Annotated in this window: 23 protein-coding genes; 17 read left to right on the top strand and 6 right to left on the bottom strand. The window is 57.1% G+C overall.

The window, feature by feature from the left end:
• Positions 1-4: 4 nt before the first annotated feature.
• Entirely contained in the window at positions 5-739 is a 735-nt protein-coding gene (locus NYE85_RS00285; RefSeq protein WP_259002308.1) for a phosphoadenylyl-sulfate reductase, read from the top strand.
• A gap of 162 nt (positions 740-901) precedes the next feature.
• On the opposite strand, the gene NYE85_RS00280 is transcribed toward NYE85_RS00285, so the two are convergent.
• Positions 902-1,984, bottom strand: a complete 1,083-nt coding sequence (locus NYE85_RS00280; RefSeq protein WP_259002306.1) for an aminopeptidase — start codon at positions 1,982-1,984, stop codon at positions 902-904.
• A gap of 229 nt (positions 1,985-2,213) precedes the next feature.
• On the opposite strand from NYE85_RS00280, the gene cysG reads away from it, so the two are divergent.
• From cysG to NYE85_RS00255, 5 genes are all read left to right on the top strand, one after another.
• Positions 2,214-3,632 carry a siroheme synthase CysG gene (cysG, locus tag NYE85_RS00275; protein ID WP_259002304.1) on the top strand — a complete coding sequence of 473 codons (1,419 nt, stop codon included), beginning with the start codon at positions 2,214-2,216 and terminating at the stop codon, positions 3,630-3,632.
• A 9-nt stretch (positions 3,633-3,641) separates the two neighbouring features.
• Positions 3,642-4,550, top strand: a complete 909-nt coding sequence (gene cysD / locus NYE85_RS00270; protein ID WP_259002302.1) for a sulfate adenylyltransferase subunit CysD — start codon at positions 3,642-3,644, stop codon at positions 4,548-4,550.
• A gap of 11 nt (positions 4,551-4,561) precedes the next feature.
• The gene (gene cysN / locus NYE85_RS00265) at positions 4,562-5,989 is read left to right on the top strand and encodes a sulfate adenylyltransferase subunit CysN (RefSeq protein WP_259002300.1); all 1,428 of its coding nucleotides are present in this window, start codon (positions 4,562-4,564) and stop codon (positions 5,987-5,989) included.
• The gene (gene cysC, locus NYE85_RS00260) at positions 5,928-6,620 is read left to right on the top strand and encodes an adenylyl-sulfate kinase (RefSeq protein ID WP_259002299.1); all 693 of its coding nucleotides are present in this window, start codon (positions 5,928-5,930) and stop codon (positions 6,618-6,620) included. The genes cysN and cysC overlap by 62 nt, the downstream gene beginning before the upstream one ends.
• Positions 6,621-6,714: 94 nt before the next feature.
• Positions 6,715-7,032 carry a DUF3561 family protein gene (locus NYE85_RS00255; protein ID WP_004955234.1) on the top strand — a complete coding sequence of 106 codons (318 nt, stop codon included), beginning with the start codon at positions 6,715-6,717 and terminating at the stop codon, positions 7,030-7,032.
• 51 nt (positions 7,033-7,083) lie between these two features.
• On the opposite strand, the gene NYE85_RS00250 is transcribed toward NYE85_RS00255, so the two are convergent.
• The 3 genes from NYE85_RS00250 to NYE85_RS00240 form a co-directional block, all read right to left on the bottom strand.
• The gene (locus NYE85_RS00250) at positions 7,084-7,806 is read right to left on the bottom strand and encodes an amino acid ABC transporter ATP-binding protein (RefSeq protein ID WP_259002296.1); all 723 of its coding nucleotides are present in this window, start codon (positions 7,804-7,806) and stop codon (positions 7,084-7,086) included.
• On the bottom strand, positions 7,790-8,557 hold the full coding sequence (locus NYE85_RS00245) for an amino acid ABC transporter permease (RefSeq protein ID WP_259002783.1): 768 nt from the start codon (positions 8,555-8,557) through the stop codon (positions 7,790-7,792). Before NYE85_RS00245 ends, NYE85_RS00250 begins: the two co-directional genes overlap by 17 nt.
• Before the next feature lie 173 nt (positions 8,558-8,730).
• Positions 8,731-9,501, bottom strand: a complete 771-nt coding sequence (locus NYE85_RS00240) for a basic amino acid ABC transporter substrate-binding protein (RefSeq protein WP_259002294.1) — start codon at positions 9,499-9,501, stop codon at positions 8,731-8,733.
• A 402-nt stretch (positions 9,502-9,903) separates the two neighbouring features.
• On the opposite strand from NYE85_RS00240, the gene ftsB reads away from it, so the two are divergent.
• From ftsB to rpoS, 8 genes are all read left to right on the top strand, one after another.
• Positions 9,904-10,221, top strand: a complete 318-nt coding sequence (gene ftsB / locus NYE85_RS00235; protein WP_039991128.1) for a cell division protein FtsB — start codon at positions 9,904-9,906, stop codon at positions 10,219-10,221.
• 3 nt (positions 10,222-10,224) lie between these two features.
• Entirely contained in the window at positions 10,225-10,941 is a 717-nt protein-coding gene (gene ispD, locus NYE85_RS00230; protein WP_259002291.1) for a 2-C-methyl-D-erythritol 4-phosphate cytidylyltransferase, read from the top strand.
• Complete coding sequence (ispF, locus tag NYE85_RS00225) at positions 10,941-11,414, top strand: 2-C-methyl-D-erythritol 2,4-cyclodiphosphate synthase (RefSeq protein ID WP_259002289.1); 474 nt, start codon at positions 10,941-10,943, stop codon at positions 11,412-11,414. Before ispD ends, ispF begins: the two co-directional genes overlap by 1 nt.
• A 4-nt stretch (positions 11,415-11,418) precedes the next feature.
• A complete protein-coding gene (gene truD, locus NYE85_RS00220; RefSeq protein WP_259002286.1) occupies positions 11,419-12,465 on the top strand; it encodes a tRNA pseudouridine(13) synthase TruD in 1,047 nt (348 codons plus the stop codon).
• Positions 12,446-13,201 (top strand): 5'/3'-nucleotidase SurE, encoded by a 756-nt coding sequence (surE, locus tag NYE85_RS00215; protein ID WP_259002285.1) that lies wholly within the window; start codon positions 12,446-12,448, stop codon positions 13,199-13,201. Before truD ends, surE begins: the two co-directional genes overlap by 20 nt.
• Positions 13,201-13,827 carry a protein-L-isoaspartate(D-aspartate) O-methyltransferase gene (locus NYE85_RS00210; protein ID WP_259002283.1) on the top strand — a complete coding sequence of 209 codons (627 nt, stop codon included), beginning with the start codon at positions 13,201-13,203 and terminating at the stop codon, positions 13,825-13,827. Before surE ends, NYE85_RS00210 begins: the two co-directional genes overlap by 1 nt.
• Before the next feature lie 316 nt (positions 13,828-14,143).
• Positions 14,144-15,127 (top strand): murein hydrolase activator NlpD, encoded by a 984-nt coding sequence (nlpD, locus tag NYE85_RS00205; RefSeq protein WP_259002782.1) that lies wholly within the window; start codon positions 14,144-14,146, stop codon positions 15,125-15,127.
• Between the two features lie 54 nt (positions 15,128-15,181).
• Positions 15,182-16,180: an RNA polymerase sigma factor RpoS gene (gene rpoS / locus NYE85_RS00200; RefSeq protein ID WP_234589037.1), complete on the top strand. Its 999-nt coding sequence runs from the start codon at positions 15,182-15,184 to the stop codon at positions 16,178-16,180.
• Positions 16,181-16,249: 69 nt separating this feature from the next.
• On the opposite strand, the gene mutS is transcribed toward rpoS, so the two are convergent.
• Positions 16,250-18,802, bottom strand: a complete 2,553-nt coding sequence (mutS, locus tag NYE85_RS00195) for a DNA mismatch repair protein MutS (RefSeq protein WP_259002279.1) — start codon at positions 18,800-18,802, stop codon at positions 16,250-16,252.
• Between the two features lie 309 nt (positions 18,803-19,111).
• On the opposite strand from mutS, the gene mltB reads away from it, so the two are divergent.
• Positions 19,112-20,203: a lytic murein transglycosylase B gene (mltB, locus tag NYE85_RS00190; RefSeq protein WP_259002277.1), complete on the top strand. Its 1,092-nt coding sequence runs from the start codon at positions 19,112-19,114 to the stop codon at positions 20,201-20,203.
• 40 nt (positions 20,204-20,243) lie between these two features.
• On the opposite strand, the gene NYE85_RS00185 is transcribed toward mltB, so the two are convergent.
• Entirely contained in the window at positions 20,244-21,653 is a 1,410-nt protein-coding gene (locus NYE85_RS00185) for an MFS transporter (RefSeq protein ID WP_259002275.1), read from the bottom strand.
• Between the two features lie 229 nt (positions 21,654-21,882).
• Here NYE85_RS00185 and pncC point away from each other — a divergent pair, with 229 nt between their 5' ends.
• Both pncC and recA read left to right on the top strand, forming a co-directional pair.
• The gene (gene pncC, locus NYE85_RS00180; protein WP_259002273.1) at positions 21,883-22,371 is read left to right on the top strand and encodes a nicotinamide-nucleotide amidase; all 489 of its coding nucleotides are present in this window, start codon (positions 21,883-21,885) and stop codon (positions 22,369-22,371) included.
• 111 nt (positions 22,372-22,482) lie between these two features.
• Positions 22,483-23,544, top strand: a complete 1,062-nt coding sequence (gene recA, locus NYE85_RS00175) for a recombinase RecA (RefSeq protein ID WP_259002270.1) — start codon at positions 22,483-22,485, stop codon at positions 23,542-23,544.
• Positions 23,545-23,567 lie beyond the last annotated feature (23 nt).

Raw genomic sequence — 23,567 nt, 5'->3', positions numbered from 1 at the left:
CAAGATGGCTGAATTCGATCTGGCGGCGCTGAATGCGCTGCCCAAATCCGGGCAGGCGCTGGCGCTGGCCGAACTCAACGGGCGGTTGGAAAGCCTGTCTGCGCAACAGCGCGTGGCCTGGGCGCTGGAGCACCTGCCGGGCGAGTTTGTGCTTTCTTCGAGCTTTGGCATTCAGGCGGCGGTGTGCCTGCATTTGGTCACGCGCATTCGACCGGATATTCCGGTTATCCTCACCGACACCGGCTATCTGTTCCCGGAAACCTATCAGTTTATCGATCGACTGACCGACAGTTTGCAACTGAATCTGCAGGTGTTCCGTGCCGAGCAGTCGGCTGCCTGGCAGGAAGCGCGTTACGGCAAACTGTGGGAACAGGGCGTGGAAGGTATCGAAAAGTATAACCAGATCAACAAGGTAGAACCGATGAGCCGTGCGCTGGAAACGCTCGGCGCGCAAACCTGGTTCGCCGGCCTGCGACGCGAGCAGTCCGGCAGTCGTGCCAATCTGCCGGTGCTGGCGGTGCAGCGCGGGGTGTTCAAAATGCTGCCGATCATCGACTGGGACAACCGGCAGATCTATCAGTACCTGACCGAGCATGGGCTGAGTTATCACCCGCTGTGGGAGCAGGGCTATCTGTCGGTGGGTGACACCCACACCACGCGCAAATGGGAGCCGGGCATGAGCGAGGAAGAAACCCGCTTCTTTGGCCTCAAGCGCGAGTGCGGGCTGCACGAAGGGTAAACCGATGCTGACAACGCAGGAAAAGCGTGTTTTTTCCTGCTTTGTGGTGAACAGCCAAAATCAAAAAATTGGTTTTGCTGATTTTTTATTTATTGACCTCTACTCGCTCAGTACAGGAATGAGGTTTGTCATCAGTCTAAAGGCCGCTTTGCGGCCTTTTTGCTATTTTGTCTTCTGTGCATGCGGCTGCGGCTGCGGGTGCGCCTGCGCCAGCTCTTTGATCAGCGGCAACAGGATTTGCACGCTGTCGCGGCTGCGTTTGTCGATGCGCCCAGGAAGATAGCGTTCCAGGTAGTTCAGGTTGTCGTACTGTGGCTGATGCCAACTGGTGCCCTGCGGAAAGTGCGGACTGATGGCGCGCTGCTGATAACCGTCCTTATCGCTCAGTGACCAGTTGGTAGCCTCCACCGCTAGCACCGGGATACCGGCGTTATCAAATATTTCCTGATCGGAACAGCAACCGGTGCCTTTCGGATATTTTTTACTGCCCGGATTGATGGCGGCGGCGATGCCGTAGCGGTGGGCAATGTCCAGCGCGCGATCGCGGCTTTTCTTCGCCATCTGTGGCGGCGTCTGGCGGCCAGCGTGGAAATAGAGCCTGTCGCCGGTGATCAGGCTGTCGAGATTAATCACCAGTACGGTATTAGCCCGTTCCTCCGGGCTCATGCGTTCAAGATAGTTTTTTGCGCCGAGCGAGCCCAGTTCTTCGCCGCTGGTGGCGAGGAACCGCAGCGTATAGCCGGTCGGAATATCCTTTAACCGCTGTGCCAGTTCCAGCATCACGCCAACGCCGGAGGCATTGTCGTCCACCCCTTGCAGGGTCAGCCCACCCAGATTGTTGTCCACTTCGTCATCGCTACGCGGCATATAGGTATCAAAATGCGCCATGATGATGATCTGTTTCTGCTGCTCGCCATTCTTTGCCGCAATCACCGAGTTGACCGCAATGTTATGCCAGTTTTCGCTGGCATTTTTATTTACATAGAGAAAGCGGGTGTTGAAATTGCGAATGTTGCTCTGATAGCCCATCCTGGCAAACTGCTGCTTGAGATAATCTGCCGTGAGCAGCTCCGCCGGGCTACCGGCCATGCGGCCCGGGAAATAGGTGGCGATATGGCGAATATGCTCGGCGGCGTATTTGCCCAGTGGGGCATCCTTGGCGTGCTGTGTAGCGGCCGAAACGTTGAAAACGCTGCAAAATGCCATGACCAGCAGGCTGGACTGCAGGCAAAAACGGGAAAACATTCCGAAAGTCCTTCTCTTTTGCTATCGGCGATGCCGAGTGTTTTTTGTGGTTGCCAGTATGAAACGCCAGGACGAATTACTCAATTTCCTGCGCTCTTAAATTTGCGCTGGCGCGCACGCTGCCGTGGCCTTATTCCATTATCGCACTACTCATTCCTTTTCGTCATTTCAGAGGCGAAATCGTAGCCCGTATAGTCTCCCTATCTTTCTGTTATATGAAAAGGCTGTTGTGGACTATCTACCAATATTTGCCGATCTGAAACAACGCCCGGTGCTGGTCGTTGGCGGCGGTGAAGTCGCTGCACGCAAGGTGGAACTGCTTGCGCGCGCCGGGGCTGAAATACGGATAGTTGCGCAGTCGCTCTCACCGGAACTCGAACAACGTCGTCAGGAAGGGCGCATTCACTGGCTGGGGCAGGCTTTTGCCCCCGAACAGCTGGATGATGTTTTCCTGGTGATTGCGGCAACCAGCGATAGCGCGCTGAACGCCACGGTGTATGCCGAGGCCGACGCGCGGCGGGTGCTGGCCAACGTGGTGGACGATCAGCCGCGCTGTTCGTTTATCTTTCCGTCGATCATTGACCGTTCGCCGCTGGTGGTGGCGGTATCGTCCGGCGGACAGGCACCGGTACTGGCGCGCATGCTGCGGGAAAAACTCGAGGCGCTGTTGCCAGCCAGCCTGGGGCCGATGGCGCAACTGGCCGGCGGTTTTCGCCAACGGGTGAAACAGACGCTGGGGGCGATCGGCGCGCGTCGACGCTTTTGGGAAAAGGCGCTTAACGGCCGTTTTGCCACGTTGGTGGCGAACGGCCAGCAAGCACAGGCCGAACAACAGCTGGCGCAGGATTTGGCGGCGTTTGCCGCCGGCAACGAAGGCGCACAGGGTGAGATCGCCCTGGTCGGTGCCGGGCCGGGCGACATAGGCCTGCTAACGTTGCGCGGGCTGCAGGTGATGCAACAGGCGGACGTGGTGCTGTATGACCATCTGGTCAGCGAAGAGATCCTCGATCTGGTGCGCCGCGACGCGGATCGTATTTGCGTCGGCAAGCGCGCCGGCGCGCATTCGGTGATTCAGGAAGAAACCAACCGCCTGCTGGTGGAACTGGCGCAGCAGGGGAAACGCGTGGTGCGCCTGAAGGGCGGTGACCCGTTCATCTTCGGCCGCGGTGGCGAAGAGCTGCAAGTGGCGGCGGCGGCGGGCATACCGTTCCAGGTAGTGCCCGGCGTGACGGCGGCGGCGGGTGCCACCGCGTATGCCGGCATTCCGCTGACGCATCGCGATCATGCGCAGAGCGTCACCTTTATTACCGGCCATGCCCGTGCCGACGGCGACGGACTGGACTGGGCCGATCTGGCTCGGGCGCGGCAAACGCTGGCGATCTACATGGGCACAATGAAGGCGGCGGATATCAGCCAGCGTCTGATGGCGCACGGTCGTGCGGCCGAGACCCCGGTGGCGGTGATCAGCCGCGGTACGCGCGCCGACCAGCAGGTGCTGACCGGCACGCTGCAACAACTTGAACAACTGGCCCAACGGGCGCCGCTGCCGGCTTTGCTGGTGATCGGCGAGGTAGTGCAACTGCACCATCAAATAGCCTGGTTTGGGCAGCAATCTCAGACGGTTTCTACCGTTGTGAATCTGGCTTAAGGATCTGTTATGGACGAAAAACGACTCACTCACTTGCGGCAATTGGAGGCGGAGAGTATCCATATCATCCGTGAAGTCGCCGCAGAATTCGGCAATCCGGTGATGCTGTACTCCATCGGCAAAGATTCCTCGGTGATGCTGCATCTGGCGCGCAAGGCGTTCTATCCGGGGACTTTGCCGTTCCCGCTGCTGCACGTCGACACCGGCTGGAAGTTCCGCGAAATGTACCAGTTCCGCGATCGCACCGCCAAAGAGTACGGTTTCGAGCTGTTGGTGCATAAAAACCCGGAAGGGGTGGCGATGGGTATCAACCCGTTCGTGCACGGCAGCGCCAAACACACCGACATTATGAAAACCGAAGGCCTGAAACAGGCGCTGAACAAATACGGCTTTGACGCCGCTTTCGGCGGTGCACGTCGTGATGAAGAGAAATCACGCGCCAAAGAGCGTATTTATTCGTTCCGCGATCGCTTCCACCGCTGGGATCCGAAAAACCAGCGGCCGGAGCTGTGGCACAACTACAATGGCCAGATCAACAAAGGCGAGAGCATTCGCGTCTTCCCGCTGTCGAACTGGACCGAGCTGGACATCTGGCAATATATCTTCCTGGAAAAGATCGACATCGTGCCGCTGTACCTGGCGAAACCGCGCCCGGTACTGGAGCGCGACGGCATGCTGCTGATGGTGGATGACGATCGTATCGATCTGCAGCCTGGCGAAGCGATCAGCCAGCGCATGGTGCGGTTCCGTACCCTGGGCTGCTGGCCGCTGACCGGTGCGGTGGAGTCCGAGGCGCAGACGCTGCCCGAGATCATCGAAGAGATGCTGGTTTCTACCACCAGTGAGCGTCAGGGCCGCATGATCGACCGCGATCAGTCCGGTTCGATGGAGCTGAAAAAGCGTCAAGGGTATTTCTGAGGAGCCGCCGGATGAACAATGTAATTGCACAACAAATCGCTGAACAGGGCGGCGTAGAAGCCTATTTGCATGCGCAACAGCATAAGAGCCTGCTGCGCTTTCTGACCTGCGGCAGCGTCGATGACGGCAAGAGCACGCTGATCGGCCGCCTGCTGCACGATACTCGCCAGATCTACGAAGATCAGCTGTCGACGCTGCACACCGACAGCAAGCGTCTTGGCACGCAGGGCGAAAAGCTCGATCTGGCGCTGCTGGTGGATGGCTTGCAGGCTGAACGCGAACAGGGCATTACCATTGACGTGGCGTACCGCTATTTTTCTACCGAAAAGCGCAAGTTTATCATCGCCGATACGCCGGGGCATGAGCAGTACACGCGGAATATGGCCACCGGCGCATCCACCTGCGACCTGGCGATCCTGCTGATCGACGCGCGCAAAGGCGTGCTCGATCAGACGCGACGCCACAGCTTTATCGCCACGTTGCTGGGCATCCGCCATCTGGTGGTCGCGGTGAACAAAATGGATCTGGTGGAGTACAGCGAAACGGCGTTTGAGCAATTCAAGCAGGACTATCTGACCTTTGCCCAGCAACTGCCGAACGATCTGGATATCAAATTCGTGCCACTGTCGGCGCTGGATGGCGACAACGTCGCCAGTCAGAGCGTAAACATGCCCTGGTACAGTGGCCCAACGCTGCTGGAGGTACTGGAAACGGTAGACGTGATTGACCAGGCGCAGGCGCAGCCGTTGCGCTTCCCGGTACAGTACGTCAACCGCCCGAACCTCGATTTCCGCGGCTATGCCGGCACTTTGTCTGCCGGGGTTGTGCGTGTAGGCCAGCGCATCAAGGTACTGCCTTCCGGGGTGGAAACCAGCGTGGCGCGCATCGTCACCTTTGACGGGGATCTTCAGCAAGCGCTGCCGGGCGAAGCGATTACGCTGGTGCTGAAGGACGAAGTGGATGTCAGTCGCGGCGACCTGCTGGTGGATGCCGCTGAAACGCTACAGGCGGCGCAAAGCGCGCTGGTCGACGTAGTGTGGATGGCGGAGCAGTCATTGTTGCCGGGCCAGAGCTACGACATCAAGGTGGCCGGCAAGAAAACCCGTGCCCGGGTTGAAAGCATCCGCCATCAGGTGGAAATCAACTCGCTGGCGCAGTATCAGGCGGATACGCTGCCGCTTAACGGCATCGGCCTGGTGGAACTGACCTTTGATGAACCGCTGCTGCTGGATAGCTATCAGCGTAATCATGTGACCGGCGGGTTGATCTTTATCGATCGGCTGAGCAATGTCACCGTTGGCGCCGGACTGGTGCGCGAAACGCTGCAGCAGGCATCGGTCGGCAATGGCGAGTTCAGCGCTTTTGAACTGGAACTGAATGCGCTGGTGCGCAAGCACTTCCCGCATTGGGGCGCACGCGACCTGCTTGGGGGCAAATGAGGTGACGGACGTTACGCTGCGGCCGAACGAGCCGCAAGACGAAAACGTGGTCTGGCATCCGCATGCGGTAACGCGTGCGGATCGTGAAGCAGGCAATGGGCATCGTGGCGTGGTGCTGTGGTTCACCGGGCTGTCCGGCTCGGGCAAGTCTACCGTCGCCGGCGCGTTGGAGCAGGCGTTGCACGCGCACGGCGTCAGAACCTATCTGCTGGATGGTGACAACGTCCGCCACGGGCTGTGTCGCGATCTCGGGTTTTCCGATGATGACCGGCGCGAGAATATTCGCCGCGTTGGTGAAGTGGCGAAACTGATGGTCGATGCCGGACTGGTGGTGTTGACCGCGTTTATTTCGCCGCACCGAGCCGAGCGCCGCATGGTACGCGAACTGCTGGATGACGGGCAATTTGTCGAGGTGTACGTCGACACGCCGCTGGCGATTTGCGAAGCACGCGATCCTAAAGGATTGTACAAGAAAGCGCGTGCCGGCGAACTGCGTAATTTCACCGGTATCGACTCGGTTTACGAGGCGCCGGAAGCGCCGGATGTTCATCTGAAAGGCGAACAATTAGTAACAAAATTAGTTGCGCAATTGTTAGACGTGCTGCGTGGTCAGGCTATTATCAAACCCTGAATTCGAAAGAAGCGTGTGGCGCTCAAACGCCATGCGCTTTTTACTCTAAGCCGCCGCAGAGCAGGCTGAAAGATATGAATAACCAGGGATTATTATGCAAAATGTCTCGCCCATATTGATTGATTCAACACCGGAAAAAGAAGAGCCCTCTTATTCTTTCCTCGGCGGCGTCAGCGGCTTTGTCTTCTATTGGCTGGCGTTTGCGGTGCCATTTATGGTTTACGGTTCCAACACCTTGTTTTTCCTGCTTTATACCTGGCCATTCTTCCTGGCGCTGATGCCGGTTTCGGTATTGATCGGCATTGTCTTCAGCATGTTGTTGCGCGGGCGTTTGATCTTCACGCTGTTGCTGACCGGCATTACGGTGCTGTGCCTGTTCTGGCTGGTGTTCAGTTTACTGACCGGTTGGTGAAATGCCGGACGCAGGGGAGCGCCCGGAAAGGTGTCAAAGCCGTGCGGTACGTTACAAAACTTTGCTTAAAAACGCCTGGGTGCGCGGATTGCTCGGGTTGCCAAAGATCTGTTGCGGCGTGCCTTCTTCCTGAATAAGTCCCTGATCGATAAACAGCACTCGATCCGCCACTTCGCGTGCAAAGGCCATTTCGTGTGTCACCACTACCATGGTCATGCCTTCGTGCGCCAGCGCCTTCATCACCGTCAGCACTTCACCTACCAGTTCCGGATCCAGTGCCGAGGTCGGTTCATCAAACAGCATGATTTTCGGTTCCATCGCCAGCGCTCGCGCGATAGCGACTCGCTGCTGCTGGCCGCCGGACAGGCTGGCGGGATAGGCGTCTATCTTGTCGATCAATCCCACTTTGCGTAACAGGGCTTCGGCGCGTAGCGTAGCGTCGGCACGAGACAGCCGTTTCACGTCCATCGGCGCCATGATGATGTTTTCCAGCACCGTCATATGCGGGAACAGATTGAAGCGCTGAAACACCATGCCGACGCTTTCGCGCATTTTATTGAGGTTGGTCTGCTGCTGATGGATGGCGAAGCCGTTGACCTCTATCTCGCCGCCGGACAGGGTTTCCAGCGCGTTGATGCAACGCAGCAGGGTGCTCTTGCCGGAACCGGACGGGCCGATGATGCACACTACTTCGTTGGCGGCTATCTGACACGAAATGCCGCGCAGCACATGAGCTTCACCAAATTGCTTTTGCAGGTTATGTACGCGAATCACTTTTACCGAACCTCTTTTCCATGTGTTGCACCATCAGCGATAGCACGAAGGTGATGACCCAATAAACCAGTGAAATCGTCAGATAGGGTTCCCAATAGGTCGCGTAGGCGCCGGAAACGGTGCGTGCGGCATAGGCCAGATCGGCCAGACCAATGGCGGAGGCCAGCGAGGAATCCTTGACGATGGCGATGGCATTGTTACCCAGCGGCGGCAGCATGCGGCGAAATGCCTGTGGCAGGATCACCTTGCGCATGGTTTTGCCATAACTCATGCCCAGCGAGCGGGAGGCTTCCATCTGGCCACGATCGATTGACTGGATGCCGGCGCGGAATATTTCCGATACGTAGGCGCCGGCATTCAGCGTAATGGCTACCACGCAGGACAGAAACGCGCCGTAATCGGAGCGCAGCGCGCGGGCGAAATCACTGCTCATAATGCCGCTGGTGACCAGCAGTCCATCGCGGGGATTGATAAACAGCGGCACCAGGGCAAAGTGCACGACCATAATCTGCACGAATAGCGGCGTACCGCGAAAGGCGCTGATGTAGATGCGCACCGGCCATTGCACGCCATAGTGCAAAACGTGTTTCCAGATGCCGTGCGGTGCCTGTGCCAACCGACCGAGACCGAGGATCAGCCCCCAGGTGGTGCCCAGAATCACGCAGATCAGGGTACATTTGATGGTCATCCAGGCACCTTCCATAAACAGCGGCGCGTACTCCTGGATAATCTCCCAACGGAAGTTCAAGATTTGATCCTTATTGAATGTTAAGGCGACTGCGGGACGCCCTCTTGGCATTGAGCACTGCTCGCCACCGCTATGGACTCGCGGTCCACGGCGGTGGCTGCATGCTGTTCGCAACCAGGTTTTTCTGGCTCGCTACGTCGATTTACCCGCGTTTGGCACGGTGAGCCCTGTGGCAATTATTCGGTCGGCAGCGTCGGAACGTTGCTGTCAAACCAGTTGCGGTAGATGTTGGCGTAGGTGCCGTCAGCGACGATTTTCTTCAGGCCGGCGTTGATGCGGTCACGCAATTCCACGTTGCCCTTGGCCACCGCAATACCAAAGTACTGGCGTTCGAACTTGGCATCGGACACCAGCTTGAACTCTTTTTCCGGGTGGGTTTTGATATAAAACTTGGCGACGCCGACGTCACCAACCGCGGCGCTGATACCATCTTCAAACAGTTCCTGCAGCATTAGCGGGGTGTTGTCGAAGCGCTTGATCGCCGTGCTGTTTTTGCCCAGCACGTCAGAAACCACAATGTCACCGGTGCTGGAGTTGACTACGCCGACCTTCAGGCTCTTGAGCGCCGCGATGGAATCTACCGTCGAGGTTTTTGGCACCACGATGGCCTGCTCTGCCGGGAAGTAAGGCGTAGAGAAATCCACCATCTGCTTGCGTTTATCGGTAATGGTAATGCCGGAAATAATGATGTCACGGTCGCCGGAATTGAGGGTGGCGAAGATCCCTTCCCACGGCGTGTTGACCAGCTTTATCTGAAAGCCTTCGGCTTTGGCCACGGCTTTGATGATATCAATATCAAACCCTTCCAGCTGCTTACTGCTATTTTCAAATTCGAATGGGCGGTAGGTGCCGCCCGAGCCGACGACGTAGGTGGTTTCTGCGACGGCGCTGCCGGCAGACAGGCCGGCCGCCAGGCAGGCACCGATCAGGACAAGACGTTTAAACATGGCGATCCCCGTAAGTTAAAGGTTATAAATTGGATTTATTTATTCATATTTACTGCATAAAAATAAAGAATAATGAATAAAAATACAACCATTACATTGGCATGTAAAAAACTGAGTTGTTAAATATTCATTTTCGCCGTGCAATAAGCACATCTTGCGCCGAGAAGGCATTCAGCCAGTGGTTTTGGCTGCATAGCGAGTGGCGGGCAGTGGAACAAACGGCCATTTAGTGGTGGCGGCAAAGGTAATTAAGCGGCTTTTTTTACCGCTTTCAGCGCGGTTTTAGGTTATAAACTCAATAAATTCTCATCCGTATTCTGAAACTGGCGGCGAAATGCCGCTCTCAGTGTGGAGTCCAACGAAAAGTTGTGGGATGATTGGTCGGTTTTTCAGGGGGCGGGGATGGGAAAACTTACGCTACTATTGTTGGCATTGCTCGGTTGGTTACAGTATTCACTGTGGCTGGGCAAAAATGGTGTACACGATTACGTGCGAGTCAACGAAGACGTTGCGGCCCAGCAGGGCAATAATGCCAAGTTGAAAGCGCGTAACGATCAGCTGTTCGCCGAAATCGACGATCTGAACGGTGGTCAGGAAGCGATTGAAGAACGCGCGCGTAATGAACTGGGCATGATCAAGCCCGGTGAAACTTTTTATCGTCTGGTTCCTGACCAATCCAGACGTGGCGCGGCGACTCCTTCGCAAAACAACGTAAAATAACGCATGAATCACTCCGCAGGTTCCTTTCCACAGGTGATTGCCGTATTGCCGGCTGCCGGTATCGGCAGTCGTATGCAAACGGATTGCCCGAAGCAATATCTCACTATCGGCGGCCAAACCCTGCTTGAGCACGCCATCCAGGCTTTGCTGCGTCATCCGAGCATCCAGCAGGTGATCGTGGCGATTAGCCCGGACGATACCCATTTCGCTACTTTGCCGATCGCGGCCGATGCGCGCGTGCGGGTTGCCTTTGGCGGCAAGCAGCGTGCCGATTCGGTGATGGCCGGCTTGCAACTGGCGACGGACGCTGATTGGGTGCTGGTGCATGACGCCGCACGGCCGTGCCTGCACGCCGACGATCTTGAACGCCTGCTGGCCATTACCGCGCACAGCCAGATCGGCGGGATACTTGCCGCGCCGGTGCGCGATACCATGAAACGAGCGGAAAGCGGCATCAGCGCCATTGCCCATACGGTGGAACGCCAGGATCTTTGGCATGCGCTGACTCCGCAACTGTTCCCGCTTGCATTGCTCAAACGGTGTTTGCAGCGTGCGCTCGACGATGGCGCAAACGTCACCGACGAGGCCTCGGCGCTGGAGCACTGCGGCTATCATCCGTTACTGGTTGCAGGGCGTTCGGACAATATTAAAGTGACGCGGCCAGAGGATTTGGCGCTGGCGGCGTTCTATTTAACCCAGAATCAACAGGAGCATCTCTGATGCGTATCGGTCACGGTTTTGACGTACATAAATTTGGCGGCGAAGGTCCGCTGGTGATCGGTGGTGTCCGCATTCCTTATGAACAGGGTTTGCTGGCCCATTCCGACGGCGATGTAGCGCTGCATGCCGCCACCGATGCGCTGCTCGGCGCTGCGGCGCTGGGGGATATCGGCAAGCTGTTCCCGGATACCGATCCGGCCTTCAAGGGCGCAGACAGTCGTGAACTGCTGCGTGAAGCCTGGCGGCGTATCCGTGCCAAAGGCTATCACCTTGGCAATCTGGATATCACTATCATCGCCCAGGCCCCTAAAATGGCGCCGCATATCCCGCAAATGCGCATTTTCCTGGCGGAAGATCTGCAATGCCATATGGATCAGGTCAACGTTAAAGCGACCACCACAGAAAAACTGGGCTTCACCGGCCGTGGTGAAGGCATTGCCTGCGAAGCGGTTGCCTTGTTAATCAAGGAGTAAACCGATGGATATGGCAACGTTGAGCTGGCTGCATGGTCAGCCACAGGCCTCCGGGCTGCTGAAAGCCAACCCCGAAGACTTCGTGGTGGTGGAAGACCTGGGCTTCGAGCCGGACGGCGAGGGCGAACATCTGCTGGTCAATATTCGCAAGAAAGGCTGCAATACCCAGTTCGTCGCCGACTATCTGGCGCGCTTTGCCGGTATTCACGGCCGTGCGGTCAGTTACGCCGGTCTGAAAGACCGCCATGCGGTCACCGAGCAATGGTTCTGCCTGCATCTGCCTGGCAAGGACGATCCCGATCTCTCGCGGTTTGAACTTGAAGGCTGCGAAGTGCTGACTGCGGTTCGCCATCGTCGCAAGCTGCGCATTGGTACGCTGAAGGGGAATGCCTTTACGCTGGTGCTACGGCAAATCAGCGATCGCCACGAGGTAGAACAACGGCTGCAGGCGATCGCCGCCGCAGGGGTACCCAATTATTTTGGCAGCCAGCGCTTTGGTCACGGTGGAAACAACCTGCTGATGGCGCGCCGCTGGGCGAACGATGAAATTCGCGTCAAAGAGCGCAACAAGCGCAGCTTCTATCTTTCCGCCAGCCGCAGTGCGCTGTTCAATCTGCTGGCGTCGACCCGTTTGGCTAACCAACAGCATCGAACGGTGCTGGACGGCGATGCGCTGCAACTTAGCGGGCGCGGTAGCTGGTTTGTGGCACAGACCGACGAGCTGGACAGTCTGCAACAGCGTCTCGACGCCGGAGAATTGCAGGTTACGGCACCGTTGCCGGGGGATGGTGCTCCGGGCAGCGCCGGCGCTGCGTTGGAATTTGAACAGCGTTGCTTGGCGGAACAGCCGGAATTGCTTACGCTTTTAAAGCGCGAGCGCGTTGAACCCGCTCGTCGGGCCCTGCTGTTGCAACCGCAAAATATGCTGTGGAACTGGTGGGATGACGTTACCGTTGAATTGCGCTTTTGGCTGCCAGCGGGCAGCTTTGCCACCAGCGTGGTTCGCGAACTCATGCGGCAGGATAACAGTGATGCGGATATTACTGAGTAACGACGACGGCGTCAGCGCGCCGGGCATTCAGGTGCTCGCAGCGGCGCTGCGTGAATTTGCCGACGTGATGGTGGTGGCGCCCGATCGCAACCGCAGCGGCTCTTCCAACGCTCTGACGCTGGACTCACCGCTGCGCACCCTGACTCTGGCCAACGGTGACGTGGCGGTGCAACAGGGTACGCCGACCGACTGTGTCTATCTGGGCGTCAATGCACTGATGCGCCCAGCGCCGGATATCGTGGTATCCGGCATTAATGCCGGGCCAAATCTGGGCGACGACGTGATTTACTCAGGTACGGTAGCCGCGGCGATGGAAGGCCGGCATTTGGGCCTGCCGGCATTGGCGGTATCGCTCAATGGCCATCAGCACTATGCGACGGCGGCGGCAATCACCTGTCGTCTGTTGCGCGCCTTGCAGCGCGAGCCGCTGCGCACCGGAAAAATACTCAATATCAACGTGCCGGATCTGCCGCTCGATCAGATCAAGGGCATTCGCGTTACGCGCTGCGGCAGCCGCCACCCGGCGGACAAGGTGTTTTGCCAGCAGGATCCGCGTGGACAGAATCTCTATTGGATCGGCCCGCCTGGTGATAAATTCGATGCCGGGCCGGAGACCGACTTTGCCGCCGTAGAGCAGGGCTATGTGGCGGTGACGCCGTTGCAGGTGGATTTGACCGCCTATGCCGCCCAGGACGTGGTAAAAACATGGTTAACCAAAGCAGAGGTTAGCGGGTAATGGTGAACAAGCCGATGCAAACATTGCTGGCGCAGCTGCGTCAGCAGGGGATCCGGGATGAGCGATTGCTACAGGCGATCGAATCGGTACCGCGTGAACGTTTTGTAGATGAAGCGCTTGAGCATAAGGCGTATGAAAATACCGCGTTGCCGATTGGCTCGGGTCAAACGATTTCCCAGCCATATATGGTGGCGCGCATGACGGAGTTGCTAAATCTGACACCGACTTCACGGGTGTTGGAAATTGGTACCGGTTCCGGCTACCAGACGGCGATTCTGGCACATCTGGTACAGCATGTCTGTTCGGTCGAACGTATCAAGGGGCTGCAATGGCAGGCCAAACGGCGGCTGAAGCAGCTTGATTTGCATAATGTCTCCACCCGTCATGGCGACGGCTGGTTGGGATGGGCTTCACGCGGGCCGTTCGACGCGATTATCGTCACCGCCGCGCCACCGGAAATTCCATCGGCGTTGATGGCACAGTTGGACGATGGCGGCATCATGGTGCTGCCGGTCGGGGAACAGTCGCAAATCCTTAAACGCATTCGGCGTCACGGTAATGAATTTGCCATTGACGCGGTCGAGGCGGTGCGCTTTGTTCCGTTGGTCAAAGGCGAACTGGCATAGCGATTGGCTGATTTATCGGCAAAACGCAAAAACTGTTGCACTTTCATCGCTTCATAAGCGGTATTTAGCGTTCCAATAAGACCAGTTTTCAATACAATTGCCTTTCTGAGTGGTTATCTTATGGTGTGGTGGCGCCAATGTAGCTACATTGGCGACGCTGCTTTTATGCCTCAGGTGGAAGAGGGTCTGGCGTTCAGACATCGGCCGAGGCGCCTTGCTTCATAGAAACTGAGAAAAGCCGTAAAGCTCAGCTACGATGTATAGGGTATTTTGGATAGAGTATTGTGACGGGGGAAGCATGAGCACGGGAAGCCCAATAATGACTTTACGCCGGGTTGCGGTGTGTACGATGGTAGGTATGTGGTTGGCTGGCTGTACGAATACCGGTTCGTCATCGGCGCCGATTAGCAGCGTTGAGGGCGGAAATGCCGCTGCTGCGACTGCCGGCACGCAGGCGTCCCCACAAGGACGCATAGTCTATAACCGCAGTTATGAGGCGATCCCGAAAGGGAGTTACAGTGGCAGCACCTATACGGTAAAACGTGGGGATACGCTGTTCTACATTGCCTGGATCACGGGCAATGATTTCCGTGACCTGGCTCAACGTAACAATATTCCTGAACCCTACAGCTTGAACGTTGGCCAAACCATTCAGCTTGGTAATGGTTCTGCCGCCAGCGGCGGTGGCATGGTGGCGGCAACTGACGCTACAAATGGCGGTATTCCTAAACCGCCATCCAGCACTCAGATCCAGACTGCAACGGTTGATTCTCAACCAACTAACGCGTATTCTGACAATTCGGGTAAACAGAATGTAGGCAAGATGTTGCCAGCATCAGGGGCCGTTGTGGCAGGAACCGCTGCAACCCCTGTTACCGCGCCAGCTGCAACACCACCGGTGAGCAGCACCGTCAGCAATAGTGCGCCAGTCAGTACCTGGAGATGGCCAACCGACGGTAAGATTATTGATAACTTTTCCTCATCAGACGGTGGGAATAAAGGTATCGATATCGCAGGCTCCCGTGGGCAAGCCATTTTCGCTACCGCCGATGGCCGTGTAGTGTACTCAGGCAATGCTTTACGGGGTTACGGTAATCTGATCATCATCAAACACAATGATGATTACCTGAGCGCCTACGCTCATAACGACACAATGCTGGTCCGGGAACAACAAGAAGTGAAGGCGGGTCAAAAAATAGCAACCATGGGAAGCACCGGAACCAGTTCAGTACGTTTGCATTTTGAAATTCGTTACAAGGGGAAATCCGTAAACCCGCTGCGTTATCTTCCGCAGCGATAGATTGGGCAGAATACGCTGGTATTCTGCTCGCGGTATCACGGGTAGGAGCAGCTTATGAGCCAAAATACGCTGAAAGTTAACGAGTTACATGATGATGCGGATTTCGACGAGAATGGAACGGAGGCTGAATCATTTGATGAAAAAGCGCTGGTAGAGGAAGAAGCCAGTGAGAATGATTTAGCTGAAGAAGAGCTGTTGTCTCAGGGTGTTACCCAACGCGTACTGGATGCGACGCAGCTCTATCTGGGCGAAATTGGTTATTCACCTCTGCTGACCGCAGAGGAAGAAGTTTACTTCGCACGACGGGCATTGCGCGGTGATGTGCCATCCCGTCGTCGTATGATTGAAAGTAACCTGCGACTGGTGGTGAAAATTGCCCGTCGCTACAGCAATCGCGGCCTGGCGCTGCTGGATCTGATTGAGGAAGGTAACCTTGGCCTGATCCGCGCAGTGGAAAAGTTCGACCCAGAACGCGGCTTCCGTTTTTCCACCTATGCCACCTGGTGGATCCGTCAGACCATTGAACGGGCGATCATGAACCAAACCCGTACCATTCGTCTGCCGATTCACATCGTTAAAGAACTGAATGTCTATCTGCGCACCGCGCGCGAGCTTTCTCATAAACTGGATCACGAGCCAAGCGCTGAAGAGATTGCCGAGCAACTCGACAAGCCGGTTGATGACGTTAGCCGCATGCTGCGCCTGAATGAACGTATTACTTCTGTTGATACGCCATTGGGCGGTGATTCTGAAAAAGCGCTGCTGGACATTTTAGCCGACGAGAAAGACAACGGGCCTGAAGACACCACGCAAGACGATGACATGAAGCAGAGCATCGTTAAATGGCTGTTCGAACTGAACGCCAAACAGCGTGAAGTGCTGGCGCGTCGTTTCGGCCTGCTGGGCTATGAAGCCGCCACGTTGGAAGACGTTGGCCGCGAGATAGGCCTGACACGTGAGCGTGTCCGTCAGATTCAGGTGGAAGGTTTACGTCGTCTGCGTGAGATTCTGCAAATGCAGGGCCTGAGTATTGAGGCGCTGTTCCGCGAATAACACGTTACTGCATTAAATAAAAAACGGTGGGCTCAGGCTCACCGTTTTTTTATCCGCGCTTGTCTCTTGTTACATCATCTTCTTCAAGCGATAGATCCAGTCCAGCGCTTCGCGCGGTGTCAATGCATCGGGATCCAGCCCCTCCAGTGCTTCAACCGCCGGAGAGGGTTCCTCGGTCAGCAAGGTCATCTGCGTCGCGTCTACCGTACCGGCTGCGCTATGGTTAGACAGCGTTTCCAGTTCGCGCAGCTTTTGACGCGCACGCTTGATCACGTCACGCGGCACGCCGGCCAACGCCGCCACCGCCAGCCCGTAGCTCTTGCTGGCAGCCCCTTCCTGAACGCTGTGCATAAAGGCGATGGTATCGCCGTGTTCCAGCGCATCCAGGTGCACGTTGACCACGCCTGCCATTTTCTCTGGCAAGGTGGTTAGCTCAAAGTAGTGGGTGGCAAACAGCGTCATCGCCTTGATGCGGTTGGCCAGGTTCTCGGCACAGGCCCACGCCAGTGACAAACCGTCGTAGGTGGAGGTCCCGCGGCCGATTTCGTCCATCAGCACCAGGCTGTTTTCGGTGGCGTTATGCAGGATATTGGCGGTTTCGGTCATTTCCACCATAAAGGTGGAACGGCCGGACGCCAGGTCATCGGCGGCACCAACCCGGGTAAAGATGCGGTCCACAGGCCCGATGGTCGCCTTGGTGGCCGGCACATAACTGCCGATGTGCGCCAGAAGCACAATCAGCGCCGTTTGACGCATATAGGTACTTTTACCGCCCATGTTTGGCCCGGTAATGATTAGCATTCGCCGCTGCGGCGACAGGGCAAGTGGGTTGGCGATGAAGGGCTCGCTCAACACCTGTTCCACCACCGGGTGACGACCCTCGACGATGCGGATGCCGGGCTGTTCGCTCATGGTTGGGCAGGTATAGTTCAGCGTTTCGGCGCGTTCGGCCAGATTGGTCAGCACGTCCAGCTCCGCCAGCGCGCTGGCACTTTGCTGCAATGCCGGCAGATGCGGCAGCAGCAAATCGAACAGTTCGTCATACAGCGCTTTTTCAATCGCCAGCGCCTTGCCTTTGGAGGTCAGTACCTTGTCTTCGTACTCTTTCAACTCCGGAATGATATAGCGTTCGGCGTTTTTCAGCGTTTGGCGACGCACATAGTGTATCGGCACCAAATGACTTTGGCCGCGACTGACCTGAATGTAATAGCCGTGCACGCCATTGAAACCGACCTTCAGCGTATCCAGTCCCAGCTTTTCACGCTCGCGGATTTCCAGGCGATCGAGATAATCACTGGCACCGTCGGCCAGCGCGCGCCATTCATCCAGTTCGGCGTTGTAGCCAGACGCGATCACACCGCCGTCACGCACCAGCACCGGTGGTGCCTCCACGACGGCACGTTCCAGCAGATGCTGCAATTCGTCAAACTCACCGATCTGCGCCAGCAGCTTCTGCACATGCGGCGTAGCAATATCTTGCAGCAGGGCGCGAATGTCCGGTAATTGCTGGAACGCATGACGCATGCGCGCCAGATCGCGCGGCCGGGCGGTACGTAATGCCAGGCGTGCCAGGATACGCTCCAGATCGCCGACCTGACGCAGCGACGGTTGTACGTCGCCAGTTATCTCCTGCAATGCGCCAATGGCCTGCTGGCGATGGTTCAGCACGTTGACGTCGCGGGTTGGCATATGCAGCCAGCGTTTCAGCATGCGGCTGCCCATTGGCGTCACGGTGCAATCCAGAATGGCGGCCAGCGTATTGTCGCTGCCACCGGACAGGCTCTGGGTGATTTCCAGATTGCGGCGGGTGGCGGCATCCATAATGATGCCGTCCTGCTGGCGTTCCATGGTGATGCCGCGGATATGCGGCAACGAGGTACGCTGGGTGTCCTTCACATATTGCAGCAGGCAGCCGGCGGCACGTAGCGCCTGTTGCGACTGCTCGACGCCAAAGCCGGTAAGGTCGCGCGTGCCGAACTGCAGGTTAAGCTGTTGCCGTGCGGTTTCCAGTTCGAACTCCCATAGCGGCCGGCGGCGCAGACCATGACGCTGTGCGATCAGCGACATCTGTTCGAAGTTTTCGGGGTAGAGCAGTTCGGCCGGGTTGGTACGCTGCAGTTCGGCTGCCATGGCTTCCTGGTCTTCCGGTTCGGTGACGCGGAAGCGGCCGGAACTGATATCCAGCGTGGCGTAGCCAAAGCCGCGCGCATCCTGCCAGATGGCGGCCAGCAGGTTATCCTGGCGTTCTTGCAACAGGGCTTCATCGCTGACGGTGCCGGGGGTGACGATGCGCACCACCTTGCGTTCCACCGGGCCTTTGCTGGTGGCTGGATCGCCAATCTGTTCGCAAATGGCGACGGATTCGCCCAGTTGCACCAGCTTGGCCAGATAGTTCTCCACCGCATGATGCGGTACCCCGGCCATAGGGATGGGCTCACCCGCCGAGGCGCCGCGTTTGGTCAGCGAAATATCCAACAGCTGCGAGGCGCGTTTGGCGTCGTCATAGAACAGCTCATAAAAGTCGCCCATGCGATAGAACAGCAGAATTTCAGGATGCTGGGCCTTGAGGCGCAGGTACTGCTGCATCATTGGGGTGTGGTCAACGTATTCTTTGTTTTCCATAATATTCACTGCGTTATGTTCTGGTTATGCGTCGCGAGCATGATGCTTGCCATATTTTTGAAAGCGTCCTGCCAAAAAGTGAAACGCTGGCTGCTCTGTCTGGGAGAAGATGTTAACAGGTGATACCGCGGTTTCAAACGTATCTGCAAACCATGATGTGGTTTTAAACAGCTGTGCGAAACTGCTCGCAGTTGCGCATCGCTCAGGTTGCCGTCAGAACGGGCAATTTCGCCTGATATTCCAGTTTGTTCATACCAGACTATGATTTACCATAGCGTTTAACTTTGTAGCCTGGCTGATGGACACCTGATGCGACACTTTGCAAGCTTTCTTCCTCTGGCACTTTTGCTTTCTGCCTGTAGCAGCGAGCCGGAAAACACGACCGCTCCCCAGCATCCTCGTGCCGTTCAAGGCGGCTTCCTGCTGGATGCCGAGCATGCCAACCCGCTGATATTAACCGGTGATTATGCCAATAACCCGGCAGCGCAGCGTTTCGTCGACAAGATGGTCAACGAACACGGCTTCGATAGGCAACAGTTGCATAGCGTGCTGGCGCAAACTCGGCGACTGGACTGGGTGATCCGTTTGATGGATCGTCAGGCACCGACGCCGACCGGTAGGCCGCCGTCCGGCCCGAACGGTGCCTGGCTGCGTTATCGCAATAAATTTATCACTGCGGACAATATTCCTAACGGCGTTGCCTTCTGGAATCAATATGCGGATGCATTGGCGCGTGCGCATCAGGTTTACGGGGTACCACCGGAAATTATCGTCGGCATTATCGGCGTGGAAACCCGTTGGGGGCGCGTCATGGGCAAAACCCGCATTATCGACGCGCTGGCCACCTTGTCATTTGACTATCCTCGTCGTGCCACCTACTTCACCGGCGAGCTGGAAACCTTTCTGCTGATGGCGCGCAAGGAAGGCCGCGATCCGCTGGATTTGCGCGGCTCTTATGCCGGCGCAATGGGCTATGGCCAGTTTATGCCGACCTCATTCAAGGATTATGCCGTTGACTTCAATGGTGATGGCCACATTAACCTGTGGGATCCGGAAGATGCCATCGGCAGCGTGGCCAACTATTTCCGTGCTCATGGCTGGCAGCGTGACGCGCCGGTGGCGATCCCCGCCAGCGGGCAGGCGCCGCTGATGGAACATGGCTTCAAAACCCGTTATACCGTGGGGGCGTTACAGGCGGCGGGACTAACGCCGCAGGGCGCGCTAGGTCACGATCTGCAGGTAAGTCTGCTGCGCCTGGATATGGGCAGCGAATACCAATACTGGTTTGGACTACCGAACTTCTACACCATTACCCGTTACAACCACAGTACCCATTATGCCATGGCGGTGTGGCAGCTGGGCGAGGCAGTGAGCCGAGCGCGGCGCGGCAACGTCTTCTGATTGTGATCGATAAAGCACCAGGGCCGAATCCGGCCCTTTTTTACAGCATGGTATAGGCTTTCTTCAAACCGGTATCGTCATCAGGGTCGGCACCCTGCGGTGGCGCAGGTTCGCTTTCTTCCGGTTCTGCCTGCGCCGATGCATCGCTGGCAGCGGTGTCTTGCTCAAGCGGATCGGGCGCGGCCTCCGGTGGTGGCATGGTTTCCTGAATCGTCTGCTCATCAAAGGTCGGGTTCAGCGCCGGTGAAAGCGGGGAGCTGACCAGACTGTCGGGCATGGCGATATGTGGCAGAGGCGCATCGTCGACAAATTGCGACTCGTCTTCTTTTACCGTACGGCTGAAACCAACGATCAGCACGCCGCACAGGGCAAAGAATACATACAGGATATTGCCACCGAGCGGCTGGATCAGCACCCCGACGGCCAGCGGCCCAATGCTGGCGCCAACGCCAAACGCCATCAGCAGGCAGGCCGCCAGCGACACCCGTCGTTCAGACTCGATCAGGTCATTGGCCAGCGCGACGGCCAGCGGGTACAGCGTGAACTGCAGCATGCTGACGATGAAGCCGACCACCAGCAGCAGATGGAAATCAATATGTGGCAGCAGCGCCAGCGGCAGCGCCGCCACGGTCAGCAGAATGGCATTGACGCGCATCAGCAGAGTGCGGTTGTAGCGATCCGAGAGCCAGCTGAGTGGGAACTGCGCCACCAGCCCGGCGAAAATCGCCAGTGCCATGAACAACCCCGTCTGCTGGGTAGACAGCGCCTGCTGGCTGGCGTATACCGGTGCCAGCCCATAGAACGATCCGACCACCATGCCAATTACCAGCGTGGTAGCCAGCACTTTGGGAATGGCGCCGATAAAGTAGCGCAGTTCAAGCGGTGCCGGGGACATGTGACGTGCATTGGTGCGGGTGGTGAGGGCTATCGGCACCAGGCATAGCGCGAAGCATAGCGCAATCAGCAGCAGCGTGGTGATGCCCAGCCCGCTTTGCAGTATGAGTACCACCTGACCCAGCGACATGCCAAGGTAAGTGGCCACCATATACACACCAAATACCACGCCGCGCTGGCTGGATTCCGCCTGATCGTTGAGCCAGCTTTCCAGCACCATGTATTGGCACATCATGCACAGGCCGATGATCAGTCGCAACACCACCCACACCGGGATATATTCCGTCAGGCCGTGTCCCAACACCGCGGCGGTGATAATGCCGGCACAGGACACATAGGCGCGGATATGGCCGACGCGCGCAATCAGAAAATGCCCGACCTTGCCGCCGATCACCAGGCCGATATAGTTGGCGGCAATAATCGCGCCGATCGTACCGCCGGTGACGTTGATCGAGGTCAGGCGCAACGAGACATAGGTGGTGAGCAGGCCTGAGCCCAGCAACATTAGCAGAGTAGTGGTATACAGCGGAAAGAATACGCCTAACGTTTTTTTCACACGATCATCCTACTTCAGTCATGGCGGATATTGGCCGGTAACCGGCGTCCCTGTGGTTTTTCCCTGTAGCCCGGCAACCTGGGCGCTCTTTTTGATACTAGCAGTTTGACCGGATGCTTAAAACCTCACCGTCTTGCGCCGCGCCGCGCAATTTTGGCGGCCGCTCCGCGCTATGCCTTGATAAATGCTACTATCGGGCGCATATACCCTGGTTCCTGAAGGAGGCGTTATGAGTGAAGACACGCTGCGTAAACTCAGCATGGCGATTGGCGATAAACTCAAGGCCGGCGGGCGCTGGATCACCTGTGCGGAATCCTGCACCGGTGGCGGCATCGCCAAAGCGATTACCGACATTGCCGGCAGTTCGGCCTATTTCGATCGCGGATTTGTTACTTACAGCAATGTGGCCAAGCACCAGATGCTCGGCGTGGCGGAGGCCACCTTGCTGTCGCATGGCGCGGTTAGCGAAGAGGTCGTGCGCGAAATGGCACTGGGCGCATTGCATGCCGCCGGCGCCGACCTGTCGCTCTCGGTCAGCGGCATTGCCGGGCCGGACGGCGGCAGCGTTGAAAAGCCGGTGGGGACGGTGTGGTTCGGCTTTGCCGAGCGTTCCGGCCGCGTGGTGGCACGTAAAATGCAATTTAACGGCGACCGCGACGCCGTCAGGCAACAGGCGACGCTTTTCGCGCTGCAAACCGCTCTTGACGAATTTTTGTAAAATTAGGCTTGATACTGTATGACCATACAGTATAATTAGTGACATTTCCTGCACAACATACATTCAGTGGCAGTGTGGGGTAACACCGACATTGCGTAACGAGGAGCAAAAATGGCTATTGATGAGAACAAGCAAAAGGCGTTAGCTGCGGCACTGGGCCAGATTGAAAAACAATTCGGCAAAGGCTCCATCATGCGTCTGGGTGAAGACCGTTCCATGGACGTGGAAACGATCTCTACCGGCTCACTGTCACTTGATATCGCGCTGGGCGCCGGCGGCTTGCCGATGGGGCGTATCGTCGAGATCTACGGGCCGGAATCTTCCGGTAAAACCACGCTGACGCTGCAAGTCATCGCTGCTGCACAGCGTGAAGGCAAAACCTGTGCCTTTATCGACGCCGAACACGCGCTGGATCCGATCTACGCCAAGAAGTTGGGCGTGGATATCGACAACCTGTTGTGTTCGCAACCGGATACCGGTGAGCAGGCGTTGGAAATCTGTGACGCGCTGACCCGTTCCGGTGCCGTTGACGTTATCATCGTCGACTCCGTCGCGGCATTGACGCCAAAAGCAGAAATCGAAGGCGAGATCGGCGATTCCCACATGGGTCTGGCGGCGCGGATGATGAGCCAGGCGATGCGCAAGCTGGCCGGTAACCTGAAGAACGCCAATACGCTGCTGATCTTTATTAACCAGATCCGTATGAAAATCGGTGTGATGTTCGGTAACCCGGAAACCACTACCGGTGGTAACGCGTTGAAATTCTATGCTTCCGTTCGTCTGGATATCCGCCGTATCGGCGCTATCAAGGAAGGCGATGAAGTAGTGGGCAGCGAAACCCGCGTTAAAGTGGTTAAGAACAAGATCGCTGCGCCATTCAAGCAGGCTGAATTCCAGATCATGTACGGTGAAGGCATCAACAGCCGCGGTGAACTGGTCGATCTGGGCGTCAAGCACAAGATGATCGAAAAAGCCGGCGCATGGTATAGCTATAACGGCGAGAAAATCGGCCAGGGCAAGGCCAACGCCTGTAACTTCCTGAAGGAAAACCCGGCGGTTGCCGCCGAGCTGGACAAGAGGCTGCGTGACCTGCTGTTGCACAGCAGCAACGAGTCGGCAATGGCCACCAACGAAGGCTTTGATGACGAAGCAGAAACCAGCGAAGAGTTTTAACCCTCACTGAAGGCGATGCGCCG

It is taken from the genome of Serratia sp. AKBS12, from assembly GCF_024793895.1.
GTDB lineage: Bacteria > Pseudomonadota > Gammaproteobacteria > Enterobacterales > Enterobacteriaceae > Serratia_F.
The sequence above is the reverse complement of the archived record's forward strand: the minus strand, read 5'-3'. Positions and strand labels throughout refer to the sequence as shown.

Bases quoted from the DNA above. Each gene is read 5' to 3' on its own strand.
- NYE85_RS00285 (WP_259002308.1), top strand. From the start codon at position 5: ATGGCTGAATTCGATCTGGCGGCGCTGAATGCGCTGCCCAAATCCGGG.
- NYE85_RS00280 (WP_259002306.1), bottom strand. From the start codon at position 1,984: ATGTTTTCCCGTTTTTGCCTGCAGTCCAGCCTGCTGGTCATGGCATTT.
- cysD (WP_259002302.1), top strand. From the start codon at position 3,642: ATGGACGAAAAACGACTCACTCACTTGCGGCAATTGGAGGCGGAGAGT.
- cysN (WP_259002300.1), top strand. From the start codon at position 4,562: ATGAACAATGTAATTGCACAACAAATCGCTGAACAGGGCGGCGTAGAA.
- cysC (WP_259002299.1), top strand. From the start codon at position 5,928: ATGCGCTGGTGCGCAAGCACTTCCCGCATTGGGGCGCACGCGACCTGC.
- NYE85_RS00255 (WP_004955234.1), top strand. From the start codon at position 6,715: ATGCAAAATGTCTCGCCCATATTGATTGATTCAACACCGGAAAAAGAA.
- NYE85_RS00240 (WP_259002294.1), bottom strand. From the start codon at position 9,501: ATGTTTAAACGTCTTGTCCTGATCGGTGCCTGCCTGGCGGCCGGCCTG.
- ftsB (WP_039991128.1), top strand. From the start codon at position 9,904: ATGGGAAAACTTACGCTACTATTGTTGGCATTGCTCGGTTGGTTACAG.
- ispD (WP_259002291.1), top strand. From the start codon at position 10,225: ATGAATCACTCCGCAGGTTCCTTTCCACAGGTGATTGCCGTATTGCCG.
- ispF (WP_259002289.1), top strand. From the start codon at position 10,941: ATGCGTATCGGTCACGGTTTTGACGTACATAAATTTGGCGGCGAAGGT.
- truD (WP_259002286.1), top strand. From the start codon at position 11,419: ATGGATATGGCAACGTTGAGCTGGCTGCATGGTCAGCCACAGGCCTCC.
- surE (WP_259002285.1), top strand. From the start codon at position 12,446: ATGCGGATATTACTGAGTAACGACGACGGCGTCAGCGCGCCGGGCATT.
- NYE85_RS00210 (WP_259002283.1), top strand. From the start codon at position 13,201: ATGGTGAACAAGCCGATGCAAACATTGCTGGCGCAGCTGCGTCAGCAG.
- rpoS (WP_234589037.1), top strand. From the start codon at position 15,182: ATGAGCCAAAATACGCTGAAAGTTAACGAGTTACATGATGATGCGGAT.
- mutS (WP_259002279.1), bottom strand. From the start codon at position 18,802: ATGGAAAACAAAGAATACGTTGACCACACCCCAATGATGCAGCAGTAC.
- mltB (WP_259002277.1), top strand. From the start codon at position 19,112: ATGCGACACTTTGCAAGCTTTCTTCCTCTGGCACTTTTGCTTTCTGCC.
- pncC (WP_259002273.1), top strand. From the start codon at position 21,883: ATGAGTGAAGACACGCTGCGTAAACTCAGCATGGCGATTGGCGATAAA.
- recA (WP_259002270.1), top strand. From the start codon at position 22,483: ATGGCTATTGATGAGAACAAGCAAAAGGCGTTAGCTGCGGCACTGGGC.